Below are 21164 nucleotides of genomic sequence, written 5' to 3'. Positions count from 1 at the left end.
TACGGACTACTTTCACTTTGATAATAAAGTTTTGAGTCACTAGATAAGAACTGAGAAAAAAAGGAATGTATTTGATGAACCAAACCCTAGAAAAAAAGATTAAGCCAATCGAAGTGATCTAATGTAGGTAGATGGCGTTTGATTCATGTGCTTTTTAAAGGCTTTATTAAAAGTTACTTTATTATTATAACCAACCTCATAAGCTACCTCTATAATGTTGAGATTTCGTTTTTGATCCTCATCAAAAATATCAACCGCCTCCAAAATTCTATATTGATTTATTAGGTCATAGAAGCTCATATCAAAATGCTCATTAATAACCTGAGAGGTATTATGCCGAGTCGTTCCGAGCATTTCAGAAAGTGCCTCTAAACTTATACTATTATTTTTATAAACTTTTTGATGGGTTAACAAATCAACCAATTTATCTTTTAACTCGTTGGAAAAGCTTTCCGTAAGATTAGATTTTTCATACTTTATTGGCAAACTGCTTATTCCAAAAGCATTTCCATTAGCATTCATAATAATTTCTGGCCTCAACCCAGACATTAATGCCATGTAAATAATCATAGCAATCATAAAAACGGATTTCAGATAATCAAAAGGCAAATAATCTACCAATCTAACTACAACGGCACCATGAAGCAAATACGCAAAAGCATAACAAATAAAAATAATCATAATGCTTCGTTCCCATAACGCTCTACTTTTTATTTCAGAATTACTATCTTTTATATTTTTCCTTTTGTTTCTATATACAAGATAAATAGCAATAGCATAAAGACATAACGATAAAGACTTTATAACAACCAAAACCTTTCTACCAAGGTGAACAGACTCTGTATTATCTATTAACAAGTTGAATTTTTCTGTAGCACTTAGACCGTAATAAGGCATAAGCCATAATACCAACAATACGGTTGGTATTAAATGTACAGCATCTTTCATAGATATTTTATAATTTTCAACTACCCTTTTAAAATAAAAATAAAGTAATGGCCCATATAAAAAAGAAAATGGTGTAGATACATAAAATGAATGTGGAAACATTAAATTGTAATTAGACATAAACAAGCTAATGTGCAACATGAAAAAAGAATGAAACAAGATAAAGGAACCAATTAACAACACTGAAATTTTATCTAAGTTTCGTTTAGCAAAAAGAATTATAACAATAAAAACGCCTATTACACCTGTTAAAGCATGTATTAGTGATAAGAAATTAAAATGAGGTTTATATTCCTTGGTTAACTTGCTGTAAGCTTGTGTTCCCTTGATATCAGAAAACACATGGTCATTAAGAATAGACAAATCTTGAGTATCCTTAATGTATTTTTTTATATGCTCGGATGCTTTATCTGAATTTTTATTTTCCGAATAAAGAATTGCTAATGTTTTAGTAACTGAAATCGAGTCACTAGTATGATTAGATAGAAGTGTTTCGTTAATTTTTATTAAATCGGCACGCTCAACCGAATCTTTTATTTTCTGAACTTTTAATATACTATCTAACCCTTTTTCAGATAGTGTTTCTATATTAATTTTAGAATCCGAATTGTCACAGGAAATGGCATAGCTCTTATAAAAAAACAAGAACAAGGCAAGCAATAAAAATATGTGCCTTTTAGATACCATTTTTAAGAATTTAGTTGATTATAACTTTACAGTTAGTTTTAAAGTTATAGTTATCAGTCGTAATAAGTTCTTAAAAATTTCTTAAATGGGTAAAAAAAGTGTAAAAACCGATAAAGGTTTACCTTTTAAAGAATAGAAAAATTGAATTAAAAAGCAGCTAAAACACTGATTATCTTGCCAATTGACAATCTTCACAATCTTTAACCTCTCCGTAGTAAGTTTCGCGGTATTTATGAAGGGTTTTATAAGGAATACTTAAGAATTGTTTCTTAATGTAGGTAACTTTTGTAGATAGTACACCCATCTTTTTAGAGAATCGACCTTCTTGCTTTGTTTCTCTTTTTACGCTTATCAATTTCATTATAATCCATTTATCATTCCGTACAAAGCAACAAAGACTAACAAGCAATCCCAAGAAATATATGTTAAATCCTAGTTAAGCTTATTTTAGATTATCATATTGAAAATCAGATACTAAAATCATTAAAAAATTCGTAATATAATTTCCTCCTCTTTGATAGATTTATAATCAAAAAAGCACGAAGAACACTTAATTTTTATAAATAACACCCTCTTTCATCACAAAAACAACATTTTCCATTGTAGAAATATTCTTTGTAGGGTCGTCATTTACAGCAATGATATCTGCAATAAAACCTTCTTTTATTTGACCTAGTTTATCTTCCATATTAAGAATCATTGCATTGGTAATTGTAGCGCTCTGAATGGTTTCGATTGCTGGCATTCCAGCTTCAACCATATAACCAAATTCTTTTCCATTTTCTCCATGGTAAAAAACTGCTGCATCAGTTCCAAAAGCAATACCAACACCAGCTTTATATGCTCGGCCAAACATATCTTGAATTTTTGGACCAATGTTTAGTGCTTTGGGTACAACAACTTCAGGATAATAACCTTTGATTTTAGCTTTATCAGACACAAATTTACCAGCCGTAATGGTAGGAACTAAGTAAACATCATGCTTTTTCATAAGCTCCATAGTTTCATCACTCATTAAAGTGCCATGCTCAATAGTTTTTACACCTCCTAAAATGGCTCTTTGCATACCTTCATCACCATGAGCATGTGCCGCAACATGAAATCCATAATCTTTAGCTGTTTCACAGATGGCTTTTATTTCTTCAACTGTAAATTGTGGATTCTGACCACTTTTTGCAACACTAAGCACACCTCCTGTTGCTGTTATTTTAATAAGATCAGCACCGTTTTTATAACGCTGTCTTACTGCTTTTTTGGCATCATCAACACCATTGACTACTCCTTCTTTAGGACCAGGATTACCCATTAATTCTCTATTAGAGCCATTTGTAGGATCTGCATGTCCACCAGTTGTAGCCAGCGCTTTTTCTGCCGTAAAGATTCTTGGGCCTTTTATTTTTCCTGCATTTATAGCATTTCTAAGAGACACATTAACTCCTGAGCCTCCTAAATCTCTAACGGTTGTGAAACCATTCATTAGAGTAACTTCTGCATAATGTACAGAATTAAAAGCAATATCTGCGTCATTTAATGTGTAACCTTCAAGATATGATTTAGGGTTGGTTTCACTTTCAATATGCACATGCATATCTATAAGGCCTGGTATTACGGTTTTAGATTTTAAATCTATGACGATGTCTTCGGTATTTTCTGGATTTTGATAACCCTTATTAACCGAAACTATTTTATTGCCTGAAACTATAATTGTTTGCTCTGTAAGTACTTTACCGGACTCAGTATCAATTAATTTTCCACAATGCAGATAAGTGCTTTGTGCTGATAAAACAGTTGCAAATACAAATGCTAAAATACTGAGTAGCGTTTTCATAGTTATTGATTTTACGTATTTCTAATTTTCTGTTCCCACTTCCAGGCTGAAGCCATAGCATCATCTAAAGTAAGTTCTGTTTTCCAGCCTAAAACATCATTAGCCTTTGTTGTGTCTGCATAAGCCGCTGTAATGTCTCCTTCTCTTCTGCCAACAATTTGATATTTTAAGCTTTTACCTGAAACCCTATCAAAAGACTCAATTGCTTCTAAAACTGAACTTCCTTTTCCGGTTCCTAGATTAAAAACTTCGTAATTTGATAGATTTTTTTCTTCCAGCAAACGCTCTAATGCTATAACATGCGCTTTTGCTAAATCTACTACATGAATGTAATCTCTAATACATGTACCATCTGGTGTTTCATAATCGCCACCAAAAACTGATAATTGCTCGCGCATTCCAATACCTGTTTGTGTGATATATGGAACTAAATTTTGAGGCACACCAATTGGCAATTCTCCAATCTCTGCAGATGGATGCGCACCGATTGGATTGAAATATCTTAGCGCTATACAACTAAGATTATCGTTAACTTTACAGGTATCTCTAATTATTTCTTCACCAATTTGCTTGGTGTTTCCATAAGGAGATTCTGCAGGTTTTATTGGCGCATTTTCTGTTATAGGTAACTCATCTGCCTGACCATAAACGGTACAAGACGAACTGAAGATAAAGTTTTGCTTATCTAATTTTGAAACTTCTTGTAGCATATAAACAAGTGTCCCAATATTATTTTCATAATACATTAAAGGCTCTTTTACACTTTCTCCTACTGCTTTACTTGCTGCGAAATGAATAACACCAACAATATCATTATACTTTTCAAAAAATTGAACAACATCAACCTTTTCTTTAAGATCTAGTTTCTCAAAATGCGGTTTTACACCTGTTATGGCAGTAATACCATCTAAAACTTCAATAGAAGAATTGCTTAAATTATCTATAATTACAACCTCAAAGCCTTTATTTTGAAGCTCAACAACTGTATGAGAGCCTATAAAACCTAAACCACCTGTTACTAATACTTTCATCCTTTAGTTTTGGTTTATAAAATTAAGAACAGTTGCTGTGATAAACTCAATTTGCTCGTCATCCAATTCCGTATGCATTGGTAATGAAATTACTGATTTAACCAACTGATTTGTTACCTTAAAGTCTTCTTCCTTGTAACGCTCATCCTTGTAAGCTTTCTGTAAGTGAAGCGGAATTGGATAATACACTCCACAAGGTATATTATGCTCTTGTAAATGTGCAACTAAAGCATCTCTATCTACATCCTTTAGATTTAGCGTGTATTGGTGGAACACATGACAATCGCAAGTATCACAAATACCATCACAGGTTGTTCTACCTGATGGTGTAGTAATTTTAGGGTGATCTTTAAATGCTTCAGTGTATTTTCTAGCTGCATTTCGTCTTGCTTCATTATAGCTATCTAAATGTGGTAATTTTGCATCTAAAACTGCTGCTTGTATAGAATCTAATCTAGAATTTACACCAACCACATCATGATGATAACGCTTGTACATACCATGGTTTACAATACCTCTTATAGTGTGCGCTAAATCGTCATCATTGGTAAAAATAGCACCTCCATCTCCATAGCAACCTAAATTTTTGGACGGAAAGAATGACGTTGATGCAACATGACCAATAGCACCTGTTTTAGTTTTTGAACCATCTTTATGTGTATAACTCGCTCCAATACCTTGTGCATTATCTTCAATTACGTAAAGGTTATGCTTTTCTGCCAAAGCCATAATAGCATCCATATCAGCAGCTAAACCAAACAAATGTACAGGCACAATAGCTTTTGTTTTTGGTGTAATTGCTTTCTCTATTGCATCTACATCAATATTAAAAGTGACAGGATCTACATCAACCAAAACAGGTGTTAACTGCAACAAGGCAATAACCTCAACTGTTGCTGCAAATGTAAAATCTGCTGTAATTACTTCATCTCCAGGTTTAAGACCTAAACCCATCATGGCAATCTGTAATGCATCTGTACCATTGGCACATGGTATAACATGTTTTACACCAAGATAGTTTTCTAAGTTTTTTTGAAATTGATGAACCTTTGGTCCATTTATAAATGCTGCACTTTCTAAAATTTCTTGAATTGAAGGGTCTACAACGTCTTTTATTTTTGCATATTGACTCTGAAGGTCAACCATTTGTATTTTTCTCATTCCGTGAAGGATTATAATAAATTTTGAATTGCACTTTAAGAATGCATAGAGCGAAAATACAAAATTGTGAGCGCTAAGCCAATGTCTTTTTAATCAAAGAAGTGTATTTTAGCACAAACTTTTAGTATTGAATCTACTTTACACTATCGGAATTCACATTGCAAGTTTTGTTCTAAAACTTTTAGCACTTTTTAACCACAAATTAAAACTAGGTGTTGAAGGTAGACGCAATACGTTTAAGTTACTCAAAACACACATTAAACCTGGCGACAAAACGTTATGGTTTCATGCTGCATCACTTGGAGAGTACGAGCAAGGCCTTCCTGTTTTTCAAGCTTTAAAAGAAAAATATCCTAACTATAAAGTGGTGCTTTCCTTTTTCTCACCGTCTGGATATGAGGTTAGAAAAAACTCTAAAGTTGCAGATGTTGTGGTTTATATGCCATTGGATACTAAGGCTAATGCAAAAAGGTTTTTAGAGATCGTAAATCCTGATTACACCATTTTCGTGAAGTATGAAATTTGGCCAAACTTTTTATTAGAACTAAAAAAGAGAAACCATAAAGCCATACTTATTTCTGCTGTATTTAGAGAAAACCAGGCTTTCTTTAAATGGTATGGTAATTTTATGACTTCTGCTCTATTTGCTTTTAAACATATTTTTACCCAAAACGAAAGTTCAAAAACACTTTTAGAAGGTATTAACTATAAAAACGTTTCTGTCTCTGGAGATACAAGGTTTGACCGTGTGAACAATCAATTGAAAGTTGATAACTCTATAGATTTTATTGAAAAATTTAAGCAAGATAACTTATGTATTGTTTTTGGTAGCACTTGGCCAGATGACGATAAGCTCTATATGGAATACCTTAATCAATTAGATTTTAAGAATCTAAAAGTTATCATTGCGCCACACAATATAAAATCTAGTTATGTAGAGTCTTTAAAATCTCAAATAAAAGTTAGTTGTATTTGTTATTCCGAATTATCTAATGACAAAGACCTATCTGATTATGATGTTTTTATTCTAGATACCATTGGCTATCTGAGTAGGGTTTATAGTTATGCTAACATTGTATATGTAGGAGGTGCAGCTGGCACAACCGGATTACACAATATTTTAGAACCAGCAGTATTTGGAGTACCAATTATTATTGGAAAAAATCATAGCAAATTTCCTGAAGCCGATGCTCTCATAAAGCTAGGTGGAGTAACTTCTGTATCGCAACAGACAGAATTTAGCTCAATAGTAAACACTCTAATTACAGACGATTCTCAAAGAAAGAAGCAAGGCCTAATCAACAAAAATTATATCGAAAAAAACAAAGGTGCTGTCATCCAAATATTAGATTACATCCGTATAACATAGAGCCGCACTATTAATAAATGTTGAAATTTTGTTAAAATTTCATTTAAATTGTTAAATTAGTGCATTAACAACAATTAACACTAAAACTATAAAAATGAAAAAAGTTGTATTAAGTTTAGCCTTAGTTGCATTTTTAGGCTTATCATTAAATTCTTGTAGAGAGACTAAAGAGAAAGCTGAAGACGCTGTTGAAAATGCTGCTGACAAAGCAGGTGAAGCAATGGATGACGCAAAAGATGCCGCTGAAGACGCTGCAGATGACGTTAAAGATGCTGCTGAAGATGCTGCCGACGAAGCAGGTGAAGCAATGGACAATGCTATGGATGCTGCTAATGATGCAGTTGATAACGTAAAAGAAGGTGCTGAAAAAATGGCAAATGACGTTAAAGATGCCGCTAACGATGCTGCTGATAACGTAAAAGAAGCAGGACAAGAAGCCGCTGACAAAATGAAGGGACACTAAAAAAAAGAGTTCTACAAACACTAAAAAAAGCCTGAATTTAATCAGGCTTTTTTTATTGCTTTATTTTGTAGATTCAGCTAACTTAAGCTTACTTGGTACTACAATAGTTTTTATCTCATGCTCTTCTGACATCAAATTATCAATTAGTAATTTAATAGACATCTCACCTATTTCATAAGCCTTTTGATGTACTATTGAGATCTTTGGACTAGACAAAAGCTGAGTGTGCTCGTACCCAAACCCTATTACAGATAAATCTTTTGGTATATTCTTCCCAATCTTCTTTGCCATATTAATAGCGATGATTCCTGTTACGTGATCTATTGAAACTATAGCATCCGTTTCTGGGTTATTTTTAAGGTAATCATGTATGTGTTTTTCAACATCGTCTACCTTACTCAATTTTAAAATATTTGGTTTTAAATCTGAATCTTCAATAGCTTTTTGATAACCTTTAATTCTTAATTTACCTACACTAAGTTCCTCTATATTACTTACTAATAATATGTGCTTTCTCTTTTCTTTTTCTATTAGGTATTCGGTAGCTTCATATACAGATTGAAAATCATCCACTACTACCTTATCACATAAAATTTCATTAACAACCCTATCAAACATTAAAACAGGTATTTTATTATTAATAGCTGAATTAATATGTGCTGTTTCTTCTTCTACCTGACTTTCTCTAGCTACTGCGATGATAAATCCATCTACACTTCCATTAGATAATAATTCTATACTACGTCGCTCCTTAGTTAAGGATTCATCAGATAGACAAACAATAATATCATACTTGTGTTTTGTAGCACTTGTTTCTATACCATGTAAAACCTCAGCAAAAAATGGATTTGTAACAGTTGGCAATATGACTCCAATGGTTTTTGTTCTATTACTCTTTAATTGTTGAGCTATACGGTTGGGTTTATAATTAAGTTTGTCTGCTAGTTCATTAACCCTTCTTTTGGTTACTTCGCTAATTTCATGACTATCATTCAGTGCTTTTGATACTGTTGATACCGAAATATTTAAGAGTTTTGCTAATTCTTTTAATGTAGTCATTGATTATTTTTTAGTTAAATAAAAAAGAGCGTATTGTAAAAATACGCTCTTTCTTCTTTCTATTAATTAGATTCGCTATTAATTTTTAACTAATTTGATAGTTTTAGTGCCTTTTTGGCCTTCTATTTTAGCCATATAAACACCTGTTTTTAATGATGACGCTTCTAAAATAACTTCATCTCTATTTGGTTTCATTACCAATACTTGCTTGCCTAAAATATCGTAAACTGTTACGTTATTAATAATGCTCGATCCTGATAACTTCCAATCTCCTTGTGTTGGATTAGGGTACACCAAAAACTTTTCATCGTTGAATGAATTAACATCTAAGGTTTCTTGCCCTGCCACATTCCATTCTAAATTAATAGTTTTATCTTCATTAACTTGAATATACCTGTTGGTATAGGTACCATCAGTAGCCGTATATGGATCGCCTGGCGAGAAATTTTCTTGATCTGTCCAACCATCTACAGTAATTTTGAATTGGTATGAATACTCCTCTAAGGTTAAAGTTGTTCCATAAAGTCCGCCACCTAAATCGGTTAATGTATTGCCGCAGTCTCCACACCAATTGCCAAAACCTTGTCCATTATAGTTTTCACCATTTATATGAACATTAGTAAAAGAACCACCGTAACCAGACATATCTACAACAAAATTTACTGTAAAAGATGATGGCCCTGTGGTGTTTTCTACACAGGCACTAAAAGGTGTCGTAGGCAAAACCATATCAGACCCATCAACAACCAACCTTCTATTATGGTTTCCATAATTAGTTATTGTACAAACATCACCTTGAGAAAAAGCATCTTGCCCTGCCCAGTTGTCATAAGTGAATTTGTATTCATATTCACCATCTGGTATTGATAGTGTTACTTCCCAAATATCACCTCCAACATTTGTTAATGCATTAGCATCACCACTCCAAGAGTTAAAACTTCCACTAACATACGGTTGAGTAAAAGTTTGTCCAGACATATCTACACTAAACGTAATATTGTTTTGTGCAGAGATAGTCGTACCGATTAATAATAAAATAAAGTAGAATTGTTTCATATATTATGTATTTAATTTTTTACCACCTTAATATAGTCAATTTCAAACTTTTTCGGAAATATTTTATCATCTACTTCCGGTCCACCAAAGTTACCACCTATTGCCATATTCACTAAAATATAGAAAGGCTGGTCAAAAGGCCAAGTATTTTCATTCTTCTCTCTAGGATTAAAAACATAAACCTCATTCTTATCTATATAGAATGTAATACTTTCTTTTGTCCATTTAGCCGCATAGGTGTGAAAACCTTCTTCTATAGTCTCAATAGTTGAAATCTTAGTATTTTTAGATTGACCATAACTATCTTGGGTATGCAGTGTTGTATGGATTTCATGCGGTTTTTTACCAACATATTCCATAATATCTATTTCACCAGATTTTGGCCAACCTACCTCGTCAATATTACTACCAAGCATCCAAAATGCTGGCCATAAGCCACTACCTTCCGGCAGTTTCATTCTTGCTTCTATGGTTCCATATTGAAATTCAAACTTATCCTTGGTTGTAATTCTTCCTGAAAAATATGATGTAGAATCCTTTGTTGCCGTAATTATGAGGCTTCCATCTTTTACTTCAATATTCTCTTTGGTATAGACTTGTCTTTCATTATTTCCCCAACCACATAAGTTAGGGCAACCATCTCCCAATTCATAATTCCATGTAGAGGTATTTAGACTGTTTCCCGAAAAATCTTCAAAAAACAGGACTTCTTCCTCTTTTTTACAAGAAAAAAGACTTGCTACTATAAAGAGAATAACTATTGACTTATATCCCATTGCAAATCAAATTTATCTTCTAAAACTGCATGTGAACTTCCTCCAACAAATACTTTAAATTCACCTGGCTCTACGATAAAATTACCTTGATTATCGTAAAACCCTAATTCGTCTTTGGTTAGTTTTATTTCTATTGTTTTTTGCTCACCAGCATCTAACTCGACTAACTCAAATCCTTTTAATTCTTTTACTGGCCTTGTAACACTTGCAAATAAATCTTGAATGTACAGTTGAGCAACTTCCTTTCCTTTTACTTTACTTTCGTTCTTAAGATTGAAAGTAACCGTTATGTTTTTATCAGCATCATTAGCGTTAATCACTAGGTCTGAGTACACAAATTTTGAATAGCTTAAACCATGACCAAAAGGATACAGAGGTGAATTACTCTCATCCATATAATGCGACCAAAATACTTCCCCTGGCGCTGGTTCATTTGGTCTACCTGTGCTTTTGTAATTATAATATAATGGCAACTGACCTACATTTCTCGGAAAACTCATTGGTAATTTTCCGCTTGGATTATAATCTCCATAAAGTACTCTTGCTATGGCATTTCCGCTTTGGGTACCTAAATGCCATGCCTCTACTATTGCAGGAATGTTTTCATCTGCCCAAGGAAGCGCTAGTGGTCTTCCATTATTCAGTACTAAAACTATATTCTTATTTACAGAATAAATTTCTTCTAATAACTCTTGCTGAACTCCTGGTAAACCAATTTCGGTTCTACTTCTTCCTTCTCCACTCTGAAAACCATGTTCTCCTAAAACCATAATTACTACATCTGCTGTTTTAGCTACAGCCTTGGCCTTAGCAAAACCTGATTTATCGGTTGTATTAATAGTTAACTCTTTGGCAAACGTATTTTCGCCAATCGATAAATCAGCACCTTTAGCATATGTAATTTGATTACCAGAATATCGACTTAAACCTTCAAGAACAGAGACAGCAGTTTCGTCTTTTGCTGCAATTCTCCAACTACCTAAAGGACTAGTTTTATCATCTGCTAGTGCGCCAATTACTGCAATTTTTTGGTTTTCCTTTTTTAAGGGTAGCAGACTATTTTCATTTTTTAATAATACCACAGATTTTTGCGCCATATCTAAAACGGCATCGTGGATTTCTTGTTTTCCCAATGTTGCCTTTTCCCTATCTACATTACAATATTTATAAGGATCATCAAACAAGCCTAGCTCAAACTTTACTCTTAAGATTCGTCTTGCTGCATCTGTAATTAGATTCTCATCTACTTTACCTTCTTTTACTAATGTAGCCAATTCTTCTACATACATGTAAGATTCCATATCCATGTCAGAACCAGCATTTGCGGCAATTTCGGCTGCTTGCTTACCGTCTTTTGCATGGCCATGAGCTATCATTTCTGCGATTGAGCCCCAATCAGAGACTACAAAACCATCAAACTTCCATTTTTCTTTTAGGATATCTCTTTGAAGAAATTTATTTCCTGTGGCTGGCACTCCATTCAACTCATTGAAAGAATTCATAAATGTTCTTACACCTGCTTTTGTTGAGGCTTCAAAAGGCGGAAAAATTGTATTGTATAATGTAGAAGTTCCTACATCTACAGTGTTATAATCTCTTCCTGATTCTGAAAAACCATAACCTGCAAAGTGTTTTGCACAAGCAGCAATAGTTTTTGGATCTGATAAATCATCTCCCTGAAAACCATTAATTCTGGCTACGGCAATTTTAGAACCTAAAAAAGGATCTTCGCCTGCACCTTCCATAACTCTTCCCCAACGTGCATCTCTAGAAATATCCACCATTGGAGCAAATGTCCAGTTGATACCTGCTGCAGCAGCCTCTTCGGCTGCCACTTCTGCTGATCTCTCTATAGCTTCCAAATCCCAACTTGCAGATTCTGCAAGCGGAATTGGGCTTAGGGTTTCATAACCATGAATAACATCAAACCCAATAATCAATGGGATACCAAGTCTGGTTTCTTCAACGGCTATTTTTTGCACCTTCATTACATCCTTAACACCTCTAACATTTAGCATAGAACCAACATAACCTTTTCTTAAGTGCTCGTACTTTTTAGCAGCAATACCTTCTGATGGTGCAGGACCTGTTAAATCCCAAAAACCGTTATATTGATTCATCTGACCTATTTTTTCTTCTAAGGTCATCTTACTTAGGAGTTCTTCAACTTTCCTTTCTATTGATGCATCCTTAGTTGTGTCAACAGTATCTGAAGACATCGCCAATTTATCATCACCTTTAATACACGAAGCAAAGCTGATAATGACAAACAATATTGCTATTCGCTCTATATATCTCATACTATTGATACACTCTTACGTAGTCAACCTCTAATGTAGACTCAACAAAAGCCGGATCTACATCTCCACCAAAATTACCACCCATAGCAAAGTTTATAATTAAGAAAAAGTCGCTATTAAAAGGCAATGTACCATCATTATCAAAGGTAAAGTAAGGTTCATTATCTACTAAAAAGATAATTTCGCCTGGCCTCCATTCTACTGAATATAAATGAAACTCTGAGCTTGCGGTAGGATTTGTAGTACTTCCTCCTACTGCGTTTCCGCCAGAATTACCTGGGTAATGTAATGTTCCATGTATTGTGTTTTGGTTGTTACCTACATGCTCCATAACGTCTATTTCACCACAATTTGGCCAACCTATATCTTCAAAGTTTGCACCCAACATCCAAAGTGCTGGCCAAGTACCTCCACCTTCTGGAAGTTTGGCTCTAAACTCTACTCTACCATAGGTAAACTCATATAAATCTTGAGATTTTATTCTAGACGATGTATAATCACTTCCTGAAAAGGACTCTGCTTTTGCCGTAATTTTGAGCATACCATCTTCTACAATAATATTTTCAGGTCTGTCTGTATAGTGTTGTAATTCTAGATTTCCCCATCCGTCTGTTCCTGTACCTAAATCATAAGTCCAGTTTGAAGGGTTTGGTGCGCCATTTGTATCAAATTCATCTTGCCAAACTAAGTTATTATATACCGTAGCAAACTCTTCGTTAGCAGGCTCTTCTGAAGTTAAAATAAACCACCAATCAAACTCATTGTTACCATCTGTAGTCTTTAAAAGAAGTTCATTTTCAACTGAACGATCAAAAATCTGGTAATTATGATTACCTCCAGTGTAATAGCTAATAAATGAAAGTCCATTAAGGCTAATTGTTTCTACTCCACCTGGCGCAATTAACGAGTATGAGGATGTATAATCGTCGTAAGGTAAATTTTCTACATCAGCACCATTAACGGTTCCTCCTGTGCCAATTTCATCGATTAAACCATCTCTACCAAATACAGTACCAGAAACATCGGTAGTAGGATCGTCATTTGTATTATTTGTGATATGCGTAAATGTACCATCGATATTAAAAATAAATCTGTCATCGTACATACCAACACCTACTTTTTCCTCAGGTCCAGCACCATACCATTCTACAGGAATCTGACCACCAACAGGACCTAATCCAAAATGGCCATTAGCTTCAGATTTTAGTCTCCATGTTTTTGAGCTATCACCTACTAATTTTTCAATTAAATCCTCTGGTGGAGAATAGGTTGCTAAAACCTCAACTTCTGTAGTTGTTGTAGTAGCTAGACCACCTGTACCGTAAGCAATAACAGTAACTGTATAAGTATTTACACCTAGGTTTGTAAACAAGGCTTCAACTTGGCCCGAAGGGGCACTAACCTCTGATGTTGAATATATAAACTTATAACTGGACGCATTATCTGCAGTTGCATATAAATTAACAACACCTGAACCATCACCGTAAGGATTATTTGCATCTTGACCTACAACTACTGTTTCTATAGACAAATTGGTAGGCGCAACAATATCTCCTATTGATGCATCATCATCTTGACAAGAAAAGATTGTCGCCAAAATCATGAGAATCAATACATTTAATTTAAACTTTAAATTTTTCATTTCTTGTTTTTTTTAAATTTTAACCAATTTATACTGCCAGAATACACCTGCACCTGACTCTATATGCACATTCATTGTTGTACTATTTTCCAAAGAAACATTGTAAGTAATTGTACTTGGCACAGCTACATTTGGCAATTCCCCTTCGTTATTTGCTTTTGGCAAACCTATATATGCGCCTGTACCGTTTATAGTAATTGTTCCTGCTGACTCATTATAAGTATATGTAGCAGAAGCTGTTCCATCATAAGGTGCTACAGGAGTACCGCATGCATCAGATCCTCCTTGCCAACCTTCTACCCAAGTATCAGCACCTAAAACATTGGTAAAACTACCATCAGAACCAAACACAAACTGATCATCATACTGGCAAGCTCTATCTCCTACACAAGCAGCATCGCAACTCCACCAACTGGTATCTCCTAGAGCAGGTCCTACTGCTAAAGCTCCAGCCTCTGGTGCTAAAACCCATGTTCCAGCAACTGGAGATGTAGCTCCACTTCTTACAAGTTTATATTGCCAGAACACACCTGCTCCAGCTTCAATAACCACGTTGATTGTGTTATCGTCTATAAATGTTACATCATAAGTAATTGATTCTGGCACAGCAACGTTAGGTAATTCTCCTTGATTATTAGCTTTTGGTAAACCTATATATGCACCAGTTCCTGAAATTGTAACAGTACCAGCTGCTTGATTGTGAACATATGTTGCAACGGCATTACCATCATATGGAGCTACAGGAGTACCACAAGCATCAGATCCTCCTTGCCATCCTTCTATCCAAGTTTCACTTCCAAGATTATTTGTAAAAGATCCATCTGCCCCAAAAACGAATTCATCATCGTACTGACATGCTCTATCTGCTACACAAACAGCATCACAGCTCCACCAACCTATATCTCCTATTGACGGACCAACACCTAAAGCTCCTGCTTCTGGTGCTAAAACCCATGTTCCGACTAATGGTGAAGGTGCTGTTGGAGTTTTCCAGAAATAAATATTATCTATAAACACCGTACCAGCAGCCCAAGGTGTACCAACAAACTTTAATTGGAAAATTTCTGTAACTGTTAATCCTTGATCTGTATATTCTGAAATTGGAATATCAATACTTGTCCAGTTATTAGCTGTTAAAGATCTGGTAACCGGAGCTTCTGTTACTGTACCTGAAGCGTTATTTATTAAAGATGTTTCAATATCGGTAACAGATTCTGCTGTCCAAACATCTAAGTGTAAGTATTCCATTTGAGACACATCTATTGAAGTTCCTTCTGCTAAAGCAATACCTTGATAACTTAGGTTTACATACTGTAGCATTTCATCTCCACCTAAATCAAACATTGCCCAGCCACTTCCTTGACCAGCTTGTCCCCAATCTGGAAAATAATCTGTACCAGGAACGTCACTATAAGCACTACTAAAAATTGAAATCACATCACTTTCTTCTCTTGCTGGAGGTGTTTCAGCAGAGGCTAAAGGCTGAAGAATCGCCGTAACCTCAAAATCTTCGGAATATGTTGTAGTCTCTATGGCAGCACCTAGTGCTTCTACAGTTATGGTATAAACACCTGCCTCTTCAAAAGTGTAAGATATCGTTTCACCAATGTTTGCTGAAATAGGATCTGCACCTGGAACTTCACCAAAATCTACTTCAAAAAATGTGGCAAATTCAGCATTTGCTGTCACGTTTACTGTTTTTGATAAAGCGGGATCATTCGTAATGTCTACAACTAAATTTTGTGGTGCTTGAAAAGACACTACTACTTCTTGTGTTATCGAAGTTGTTTCGTCCGTAAGTCCATTTGCTGTTACAACAACATCATACACACCTTCTTGATACGTATGTGTAATGTCTTCTCCCGGATTTATAAAATCTGATACTTCTGATCCATCTCCAAAGTCTATAACATATCCTGTGACACCTTCACCTGATGGTCTTAATGTTACCAAACCAGTATTATCTTGTGTTACCGTTACATCAACCGCAATATTTGTCGGAGGCTCAATCTGATTAACAAAATCAGTATTATCATCTTCTTTAGTACAGCCAAAAACGACAAGTACTAAAAGAATAAATTTTAATTGTTTCTTAATTATTTTCATAGTCTCTATTTTTTAATAACCTGGATTCTGTTGCCAATTACCATTTGAAAATTGAATTTCCTCCAATGGTATTGGAAATACTTCATGCTTACCCTCTACAAAACCTGGAATTACAGATCCGTTTCCTGTTCTTACTAGGTCGAAGAAACGATGACCTTCTCCCATAAGCTCTAATCTTCTTTCATTTAATATAGCCGTTGTCAATGCTGTTCCGGTAACTGAAACTTCATGATCAGTATCTCCAAAAGCTCTATTTCTTACTCTATTTAAGTATTGTTGAGCAGTAACATCGCTTAAGCCACCTCTATTATAGGCTTCAGCGGCTAATAATAATACGTCTGCAAATCTTATTGCTCTGTAGTTATTTGGATTTGTAAGGTTTTGATCACCTGTATTTAAATCACCTTGTCTTGCAATATATTTTCTGTTATAATAACCTGTATGCTCATATCCTGTTCCGTATGTTGCACCTGTTTGAGCTGCCCAAGTTTCGATATTTAAAATAGCTACATCTCTTCTAAGGTCATCTTCGTCATATTCTAAATATGATTCTTCAGTAGGTACATTGAAACTAAAACCTGAATCGAACAAAGGACCATTATAATTTCTAATACCGTTAAAACCAACTGCGATATTACCTTCACTACACTGTAAGCAACCAAAACCAGCACCTTCTGCATCGGTATATTGCACTTCAAAAACAGATTCTACTCCATTTTCTTGTTGACTTTCAAATAACGTATCATAGTCTACCACTAAGTCGTAAGGTCCATTTTGAATTAAATTATCTAAAACAATAGCTGCCTGGCTAAATTTTTCTTGATATACATATGCCTTTCCTAACAACGCTTGAGCAGATCCTTTTGTAGCTCTACCAACTTGAGGTGCTGTATATGAAAGTGTGTTTGATGCATAGATTAAATCTGCTTCAATTAAAGCATATACATCTTCTACAGGAGATCTTGGAATTGTTGTTTCGTCTCCTAACTGAAATCTCGTTTCTTTTAAAGGCACAGGACCGAACCATTTTACCAATTCGAAATAATAATATGCTCTTAGAAATCTTGCTTCTGCTATTATGATATCCTTCCCTTCAAAATCTACATTATTTTGAAATTCTAATAGATAGTTTGCTCGATTAACTCCTGCAAACATCCAATTCCATAAGTTCTGTAGCTGATCGTTTACAGGCGTGTGAATCATATCATCTATTTGTTGATACCCTATAACATCTGTTGCACTTTCTCCACCACACAGTGTATTGTCTGATGCTATTTCGCCCATAATGTTATTGATGTATGTAGATTGTAATAAATCATAGGCTGCAATAAGTCCGTTATTAAAATCGTCTTCAGAATTGAAGTAGTTTTCAGAGTCGATAGAGTATACTGGATTTCTATCTACAAAATCATCTGTACAAGAGAAATAGACTAAAATCAGTATGACTAGTACAGGTATTTTTTTTATGGTTTTTATTTTCATAATTGTTTTTTTTAGAAATTAAGGTTAAGACCAAACAAATAGGTTCTTGGTATAGGATAGAAACCAAAGTCTATTCCTCCACCTATTGGAGCTCCTGAAGTTGCTCCAGGATCATAACCTCTATATTTTGTCAATGTTACTAGATTATTTACACCACAATAAAGTCTTACTTTAGTAAAACCCATAGACTCAATAACGTCTGCAGGTAAGTTATATCCTAACTGAACATTTTGTAATCTTAGGTAAGATGCGTCTTCTACAAAATAGTCTGAAAACACATTGTTTGTTGTTGCTGCTGTAGTAACTCTTGGCACTGTATTACTTGTACCTTCACCTGTCCAGCGATCTAAAACATAATTTAACTGGTTAACATCTGTTAATGTTCTTTCGTAGTTTCTAACCATATCATTTCCTATCGAAGCAAATGCATACGCGGTAAAATCTAAATTTTTCCAATTTAAGGTTAAATTAAGTCCCATTGTTACATCTGGTATTGGATCACCTAGATTAGTTCTGTCATCTGTATCGATAACTCCATCGTTATTAACATCAACATATCTTAAATCACCAGGTGATGCGTTAGCACCTAATGGTAATTGAGAAGGATGTGCGTCTACTTCTGCTTGATTTTGGAAAATTCCATCTGTTTTATACCCATAGAAATATCCTATTGGCTGACCAACTTCCATTCTTGAAATTGCTGGCTGACCCACACCAAATGTTCCGCCTTCTATAAAGCCTGTACTGTTGTTAACTTCTGTAACTTCATTAGTAAGGGTTGTAAGATTATAGCTTACAGATAACTTTAAATTTTCAGATAAGTCATCTTTATAATTTATAGCAAACTCAAACCCTCTGTTTTCAACTCCACCAGCATTTATTGTTGGAGATGACCCTCCTGGTGCATACACACCTGCAATACCTGACACAGGTATATTAGAGATTAACAGATTGTCGCGTTTATTTATAAAGTAATCTGTTGTTACATCAATTTTGTTATCTAAAATTCTAAAATCTAAACCAACATCAAATTTCTTTGCCTCTTCCCATTGTAGATCTGGGTTTGGTAATTGACCAATAGCAACTCCATTAGTTAAAATACCATCAAAAACGTAAGTTGCTTCACCGTTTAATTGACCTACATAACCATTGTTAGGAATTTGATCGTTACCTAAAACACCATAACTAACTCTAAGTTTCAGGAAGTTTATTAATGATGAATCATTTAAAAATTCTTCATCAGAAACAACCCAACCAGCGGTTGCAGAAGGAAAATATGCTACTCTATTATTTGGACCAAACTTTGTAGACATATCTCGTCTTAACATGGCAGATAATAAATATTTGCCCTTATAGTCATATTGAAGTCTTCCAAAAACAGACATTCTTCTTTCATCAAAAGCATAAGAACTTACGTCTCTTACGCCATCAGCTCCTGTTCCGGTAGCTAAACTTATATCTGCGTATGCCCAATCATTGTTTGGCACATCGTAACCTGTAGCAAACAAACCGCTACCAAATGTTTTATAAATAGTGGTACCTAAAGTTGCTGTTACATTATGATCTTCAAAAAACGTGTCTTTATAATTTGCAAAAAGATCTAGTGTATAATCATTAAAGTTTTCAGAGTTTTGAGACACGCTACTTCTTGTAACGTCAAATACTTTTCCTCCATAGTCAACAATTTTAGCAAAAGACTTTCCTTTTTGCTCTGTAGTATTAAACCCTATTCTACTAGTAAATGTAAGCTGATCAGTTGGTTGATAATCTACAGAAAATGAACCATTTAATTTTCTAAGATCAAAGTCATTAAATGTATTCTCTATTTGAGCTAGAGGATTAATAATTTCTATACCAAGACCTGCAGTATTTGGCACTAACGAGAAGTCACCATTTTGATCATAAGCAGACAATGTAGGTGGTGCATTTAAAGCATTAAATAAGACAGAACCAAGACCAAAATCATTAACACTATCTCTATCTAAGTACGTATAAATAACATTAGAACTAAACTTTATTTTATCTGAAATATCCCCTCTAAGTGATAATCTAGCTGTATTTCTTCTAAAATCGGTTTTCTTAGGTGCTATAATACCTTGTTGATATAAATGAGAACCACTTATAGTATAAGCCAGTTTTTCTGAACCACCAGAGACACTAAAATCGTGGTTTACAATTGGCACTGAAGCATTGAAAACTTCATCTTGCCAATCAGTACCAACACCTAGACCTGAAACGTTAGGATAAGGTAAATTTTGCCCAGCAGCAGCATAACTTTCATTTAAAATTAAAGCGTATTCCGTAGCGTTTAAGAGCGGCAACTTTCGTGTAGTTTCCTGAAAACCAACGTAAGTATTAAATGCAACTTTTGTTTTGCTGTTTTTAGAACCTGTTTTAGTTGTTATAAGAATAACACCATTGGCACCTATAGTACCATAGATTGCTGCCTGCGCGTCTTTTAAAACTGTAATAGTTTCAATATCATTTGGATTTAGTAAACTTAAATCACCTTGGTAACCATCAATAAAAACTGCAGGGCCATTGGTACCATTTGTAGAAATACCTCTAATCCTTATATCTAATCCTGCACCAGGCGCACCAGATTGGGTTGTTACATTAACACCAGAAACAGTACCTTGTAATGCTTGTTCTACCTTTACTGGTGCTAACTCACTTAATGTTTCTGAACTCACAGTAGATACTGCTCCTGTTACTTCCTTTTTGGTTTGAGAACCATATCCAATAACTACAACCTCATTTAAAGTTTCGGTGTCCTCTTGTAAAACAATATTAATAGGATCACTATTAACAACTGCTATTTCTTGCGATACATATCCCAAATAAGATATAACTAATACCGAATTAATTGGTACATCATTAATAGCAAATATCCCATCAAAATCTGTTGTAGCTCCTCTGGATGTGTTTTTTATAAGAATATTCACACCAGGTAGCGGTTGTCCGCTGGAACCTTCTGTAATTGTCCCTTTTACATCTACATTCTGAGCATATGATATAGCGCTAAAAGAGAAGAGCAATAAAATTAAAATTTTTTTATACATAGTTGTTTTGTTAGTAAATGCAACTTAATAATAGATTTTAAGATATTACCAAAAAGACCCTATACAAAAAACATACATCGTAAATTTTTAATGATATTTTTATCAATTACATAATCAAATGTTAACAAACTATTAAAAACAGTGGTATTAACCAATCTTAACTATAACGTTGTAGTTCATGTTTCTATACAAAT

15 protein-coding genes are annotated in these 21164 nt (G+C 34.3%); 2 read left to right on the top strand and 13 right to left on the bottom strand.

The features are described from left to right. Positions 1-99 precede the first annotated feature (99 nt). The 5 genes from V1468_RS12725 to V1468_RS12705 all read right to left on the bottom strand — a co-directional run bounded on the left by V1468_RS12725 (position 100) and on the right by V1468_RS12705 (position 5655). Positions 100-1635 (bottom strand): helix-turn-helix domain-containing protein, encoded by a 1536-nt coding sequence (locus V1468_RS12725; protein WP_331810606.1) that lies wholly within the window; start codon positions 1633-1635, stop codon positions 100-102. A gap of 169 nt (positions 1636-1804) precedes the next feature. Continuing rightward, positions 1805-1996 (bottom strand): hypothetical protein, encoded by a 192-nt coding sequence (locus V1468_RS12720; RefSeq protein ID WP_331810605.1) that lies wholly within the window; start codon positions 1994-1996, stop codon positions 1805-1807. A gap of 189 nt (positions 1997-2185) precedes the next feature. Further along, complete coding sequence (locus V1468_RS12715; RefSeq protein WP_331810604.1) at positions 2186-3463, bottom strand: metal-dependent hydrolase family protein; 1278 nt, start codon at positions 3461-3463, stop codon at positions 2186-2188. Between the two features lie 11 nt (positions 3464-3474). Then, on the bottom strand, positions 3475-4494 hold the full coding sequence (galE, locus tag V1468_RS12710) for a UDP-glucose 4-epimerase GalE (RefSeq protein WP_331810603.1): 1020 nt from the start codon (positions 4492-4494) through the stop codon (positions 3475-3477). 3 nt (positions 4495-4497) lie between these two features. After that, on the bottom strand, positions 4498-5655 hold the full coding sequence (locus tag V1468_RS12705; RefSeq protein WP_331810602.1) for a DegT/DnrJ/EryC1/StrS family aminotransferase: 1158 nt from the start codon (positions 5653-5655) through the stop codon (positions 4498-4500). A gap of 127 nt (positions 5656-5782) precedes the next feature. On the opposite strand from V1468_RS12705, the gene V1468_RS12700 reads away from it, so the two are divergent. Together V1468_RS12700 and V1468_RS12695 are read left to right on the top strand one after the other, a co-directional pair. Further along, entirely contained in the window at positions 5783-7024 is a 1242-nt protein-coding gene (locus V1468_RS12700) for a 3-deoxy-D-manno-octulosonic acid transferase (RefSeq protein ID WP_331810601.1), read from the top strand. 94 nt (positions 7025-7118) lie between these two features. Then, positions 7119-7487 (top strand): hypothetical protein, encoded by a 369-nt coding sequence (locus tag V1468_RS12695; protein ID WP_331810600.1) that lies wholly within the window; start codon positions 7119-7121, stop codon positions 7485-7487. Positions 7488-7547: 60 nt separating this feature from the next. Here V1468_RS12695 and V1468_RS12690 read toward each other — a convergent pair whose 3' ends face one another. The 8 genes from V1468_RS12690 to V1468_RS12655 form a co-directional block, all read right to left on the bottom strand. Continuing rightward, positions 7548-8546: a LacI family DNA-binding transcriptional regulator gene (locus V1468_RS12690; protein WP_331810599.1), complete on the bottom strand. Its 999-nt coding sequence runs from the start codon at positions 8544-8546 to the stop codon at positions 7548-7550. A 78-nt stretch (positions 8547-8624) separates the two neighbouring features. Further along, a complete protein-coding gene (locus tag V1468_RS12685) occupies positions 8625-9602 on the bottom strand; it encodes a T9SS type A sorting domain-containing protein (RefSeq protein ID WP_331810598.1) in 978 nt (325 codons plus the stop codon). 11 nt (positions 9603-9613) lie between these two features. Further along, complete coding sequence (locus V1468_RS12680; protein ID WP_331810597.1) at positions 9614-10378, bottom strand: glycoside hydrolase family 16 protein; 765 nt, start codon at positions 10376-10378, stop codon at positions 9614-9616. Next, complete coding sequence (gene bglX, locus V1468_RS12675; protein WP_408647372.1) at positions 10360-12597, bottom strand: beta-glucosidase BglX; 2238 nt, start codon at positions 12595-12597, stop codon at positions 10360-10362. The genes V1468_RS12680 and bglX overlap by 19 nt, the downstream gene beginning before the upstream one ends. An 82-nt stretch (positions 12598-12679) precedes the next feature. Beyond that, positions 12680-14320 (bottom strand): glycoside hydrolase family 16 protein, encoded by a 1641-nt coding sequence (locus V1468_RS12670; RefSeq protein ID WP_331810595.1) that lies wholly within the window; start codon positions 14318-14320, stop codon positions 12680-12682. 12 nt (positions 14321-14332) lie between these two features. Further along, positions 14333-16426: a hypothetical protein gene (locus V1468_RS12665; RefSeq protein ID WP_331810594.1), complete on the bottom strand. Its 2094-nt coding sequence runs from the start codon at positions 16424-16426 to the stop codon at positions 14333-14335. 12 nt (positions 16427-16438) lie between these two features. Beyond that, complete coding sequence (locus V1468_RS12660; RefSeq protein WP_331810593.1) at positions 16439-17908, bottom strand: RagB/SusD family nutrient uptake outer membrane protein; 1470 nt, start codon at positions 17906-17908, stop codon at positions 16439-16441. Positions 17909-17919: 11 nt separating this feature from the next. Next, the gene (locus V1468_RS12655) at positions 17920-20970 is read right to left on the bottom strand and encodes a SusC/RagA family TonB-linked outer membrane protein (RefSeq protein ID WP_331810592.1); all 3051 of its coding nucleotides are present in this window, start codon (positions 20968-20970) and stop codon (positions 17920-17922) included. Positions 20971-21164: the final 194 nt, after the last annotated feature.

This window comes from Winogradskyella poriferorum (genome assembly GCF_036553625.1).
Classification (GTDB): Bacteria; Bacteroidota; Bacteroidia; order Flavobacteriales; family Flavobacteriaceae; genus Winogradskyella; species Winogradskyella poriferorum.
Note: the sequence above shows the minus strand (reverse complement) of the source record. Positions and strands in the feature narration are given on the sequence as shown.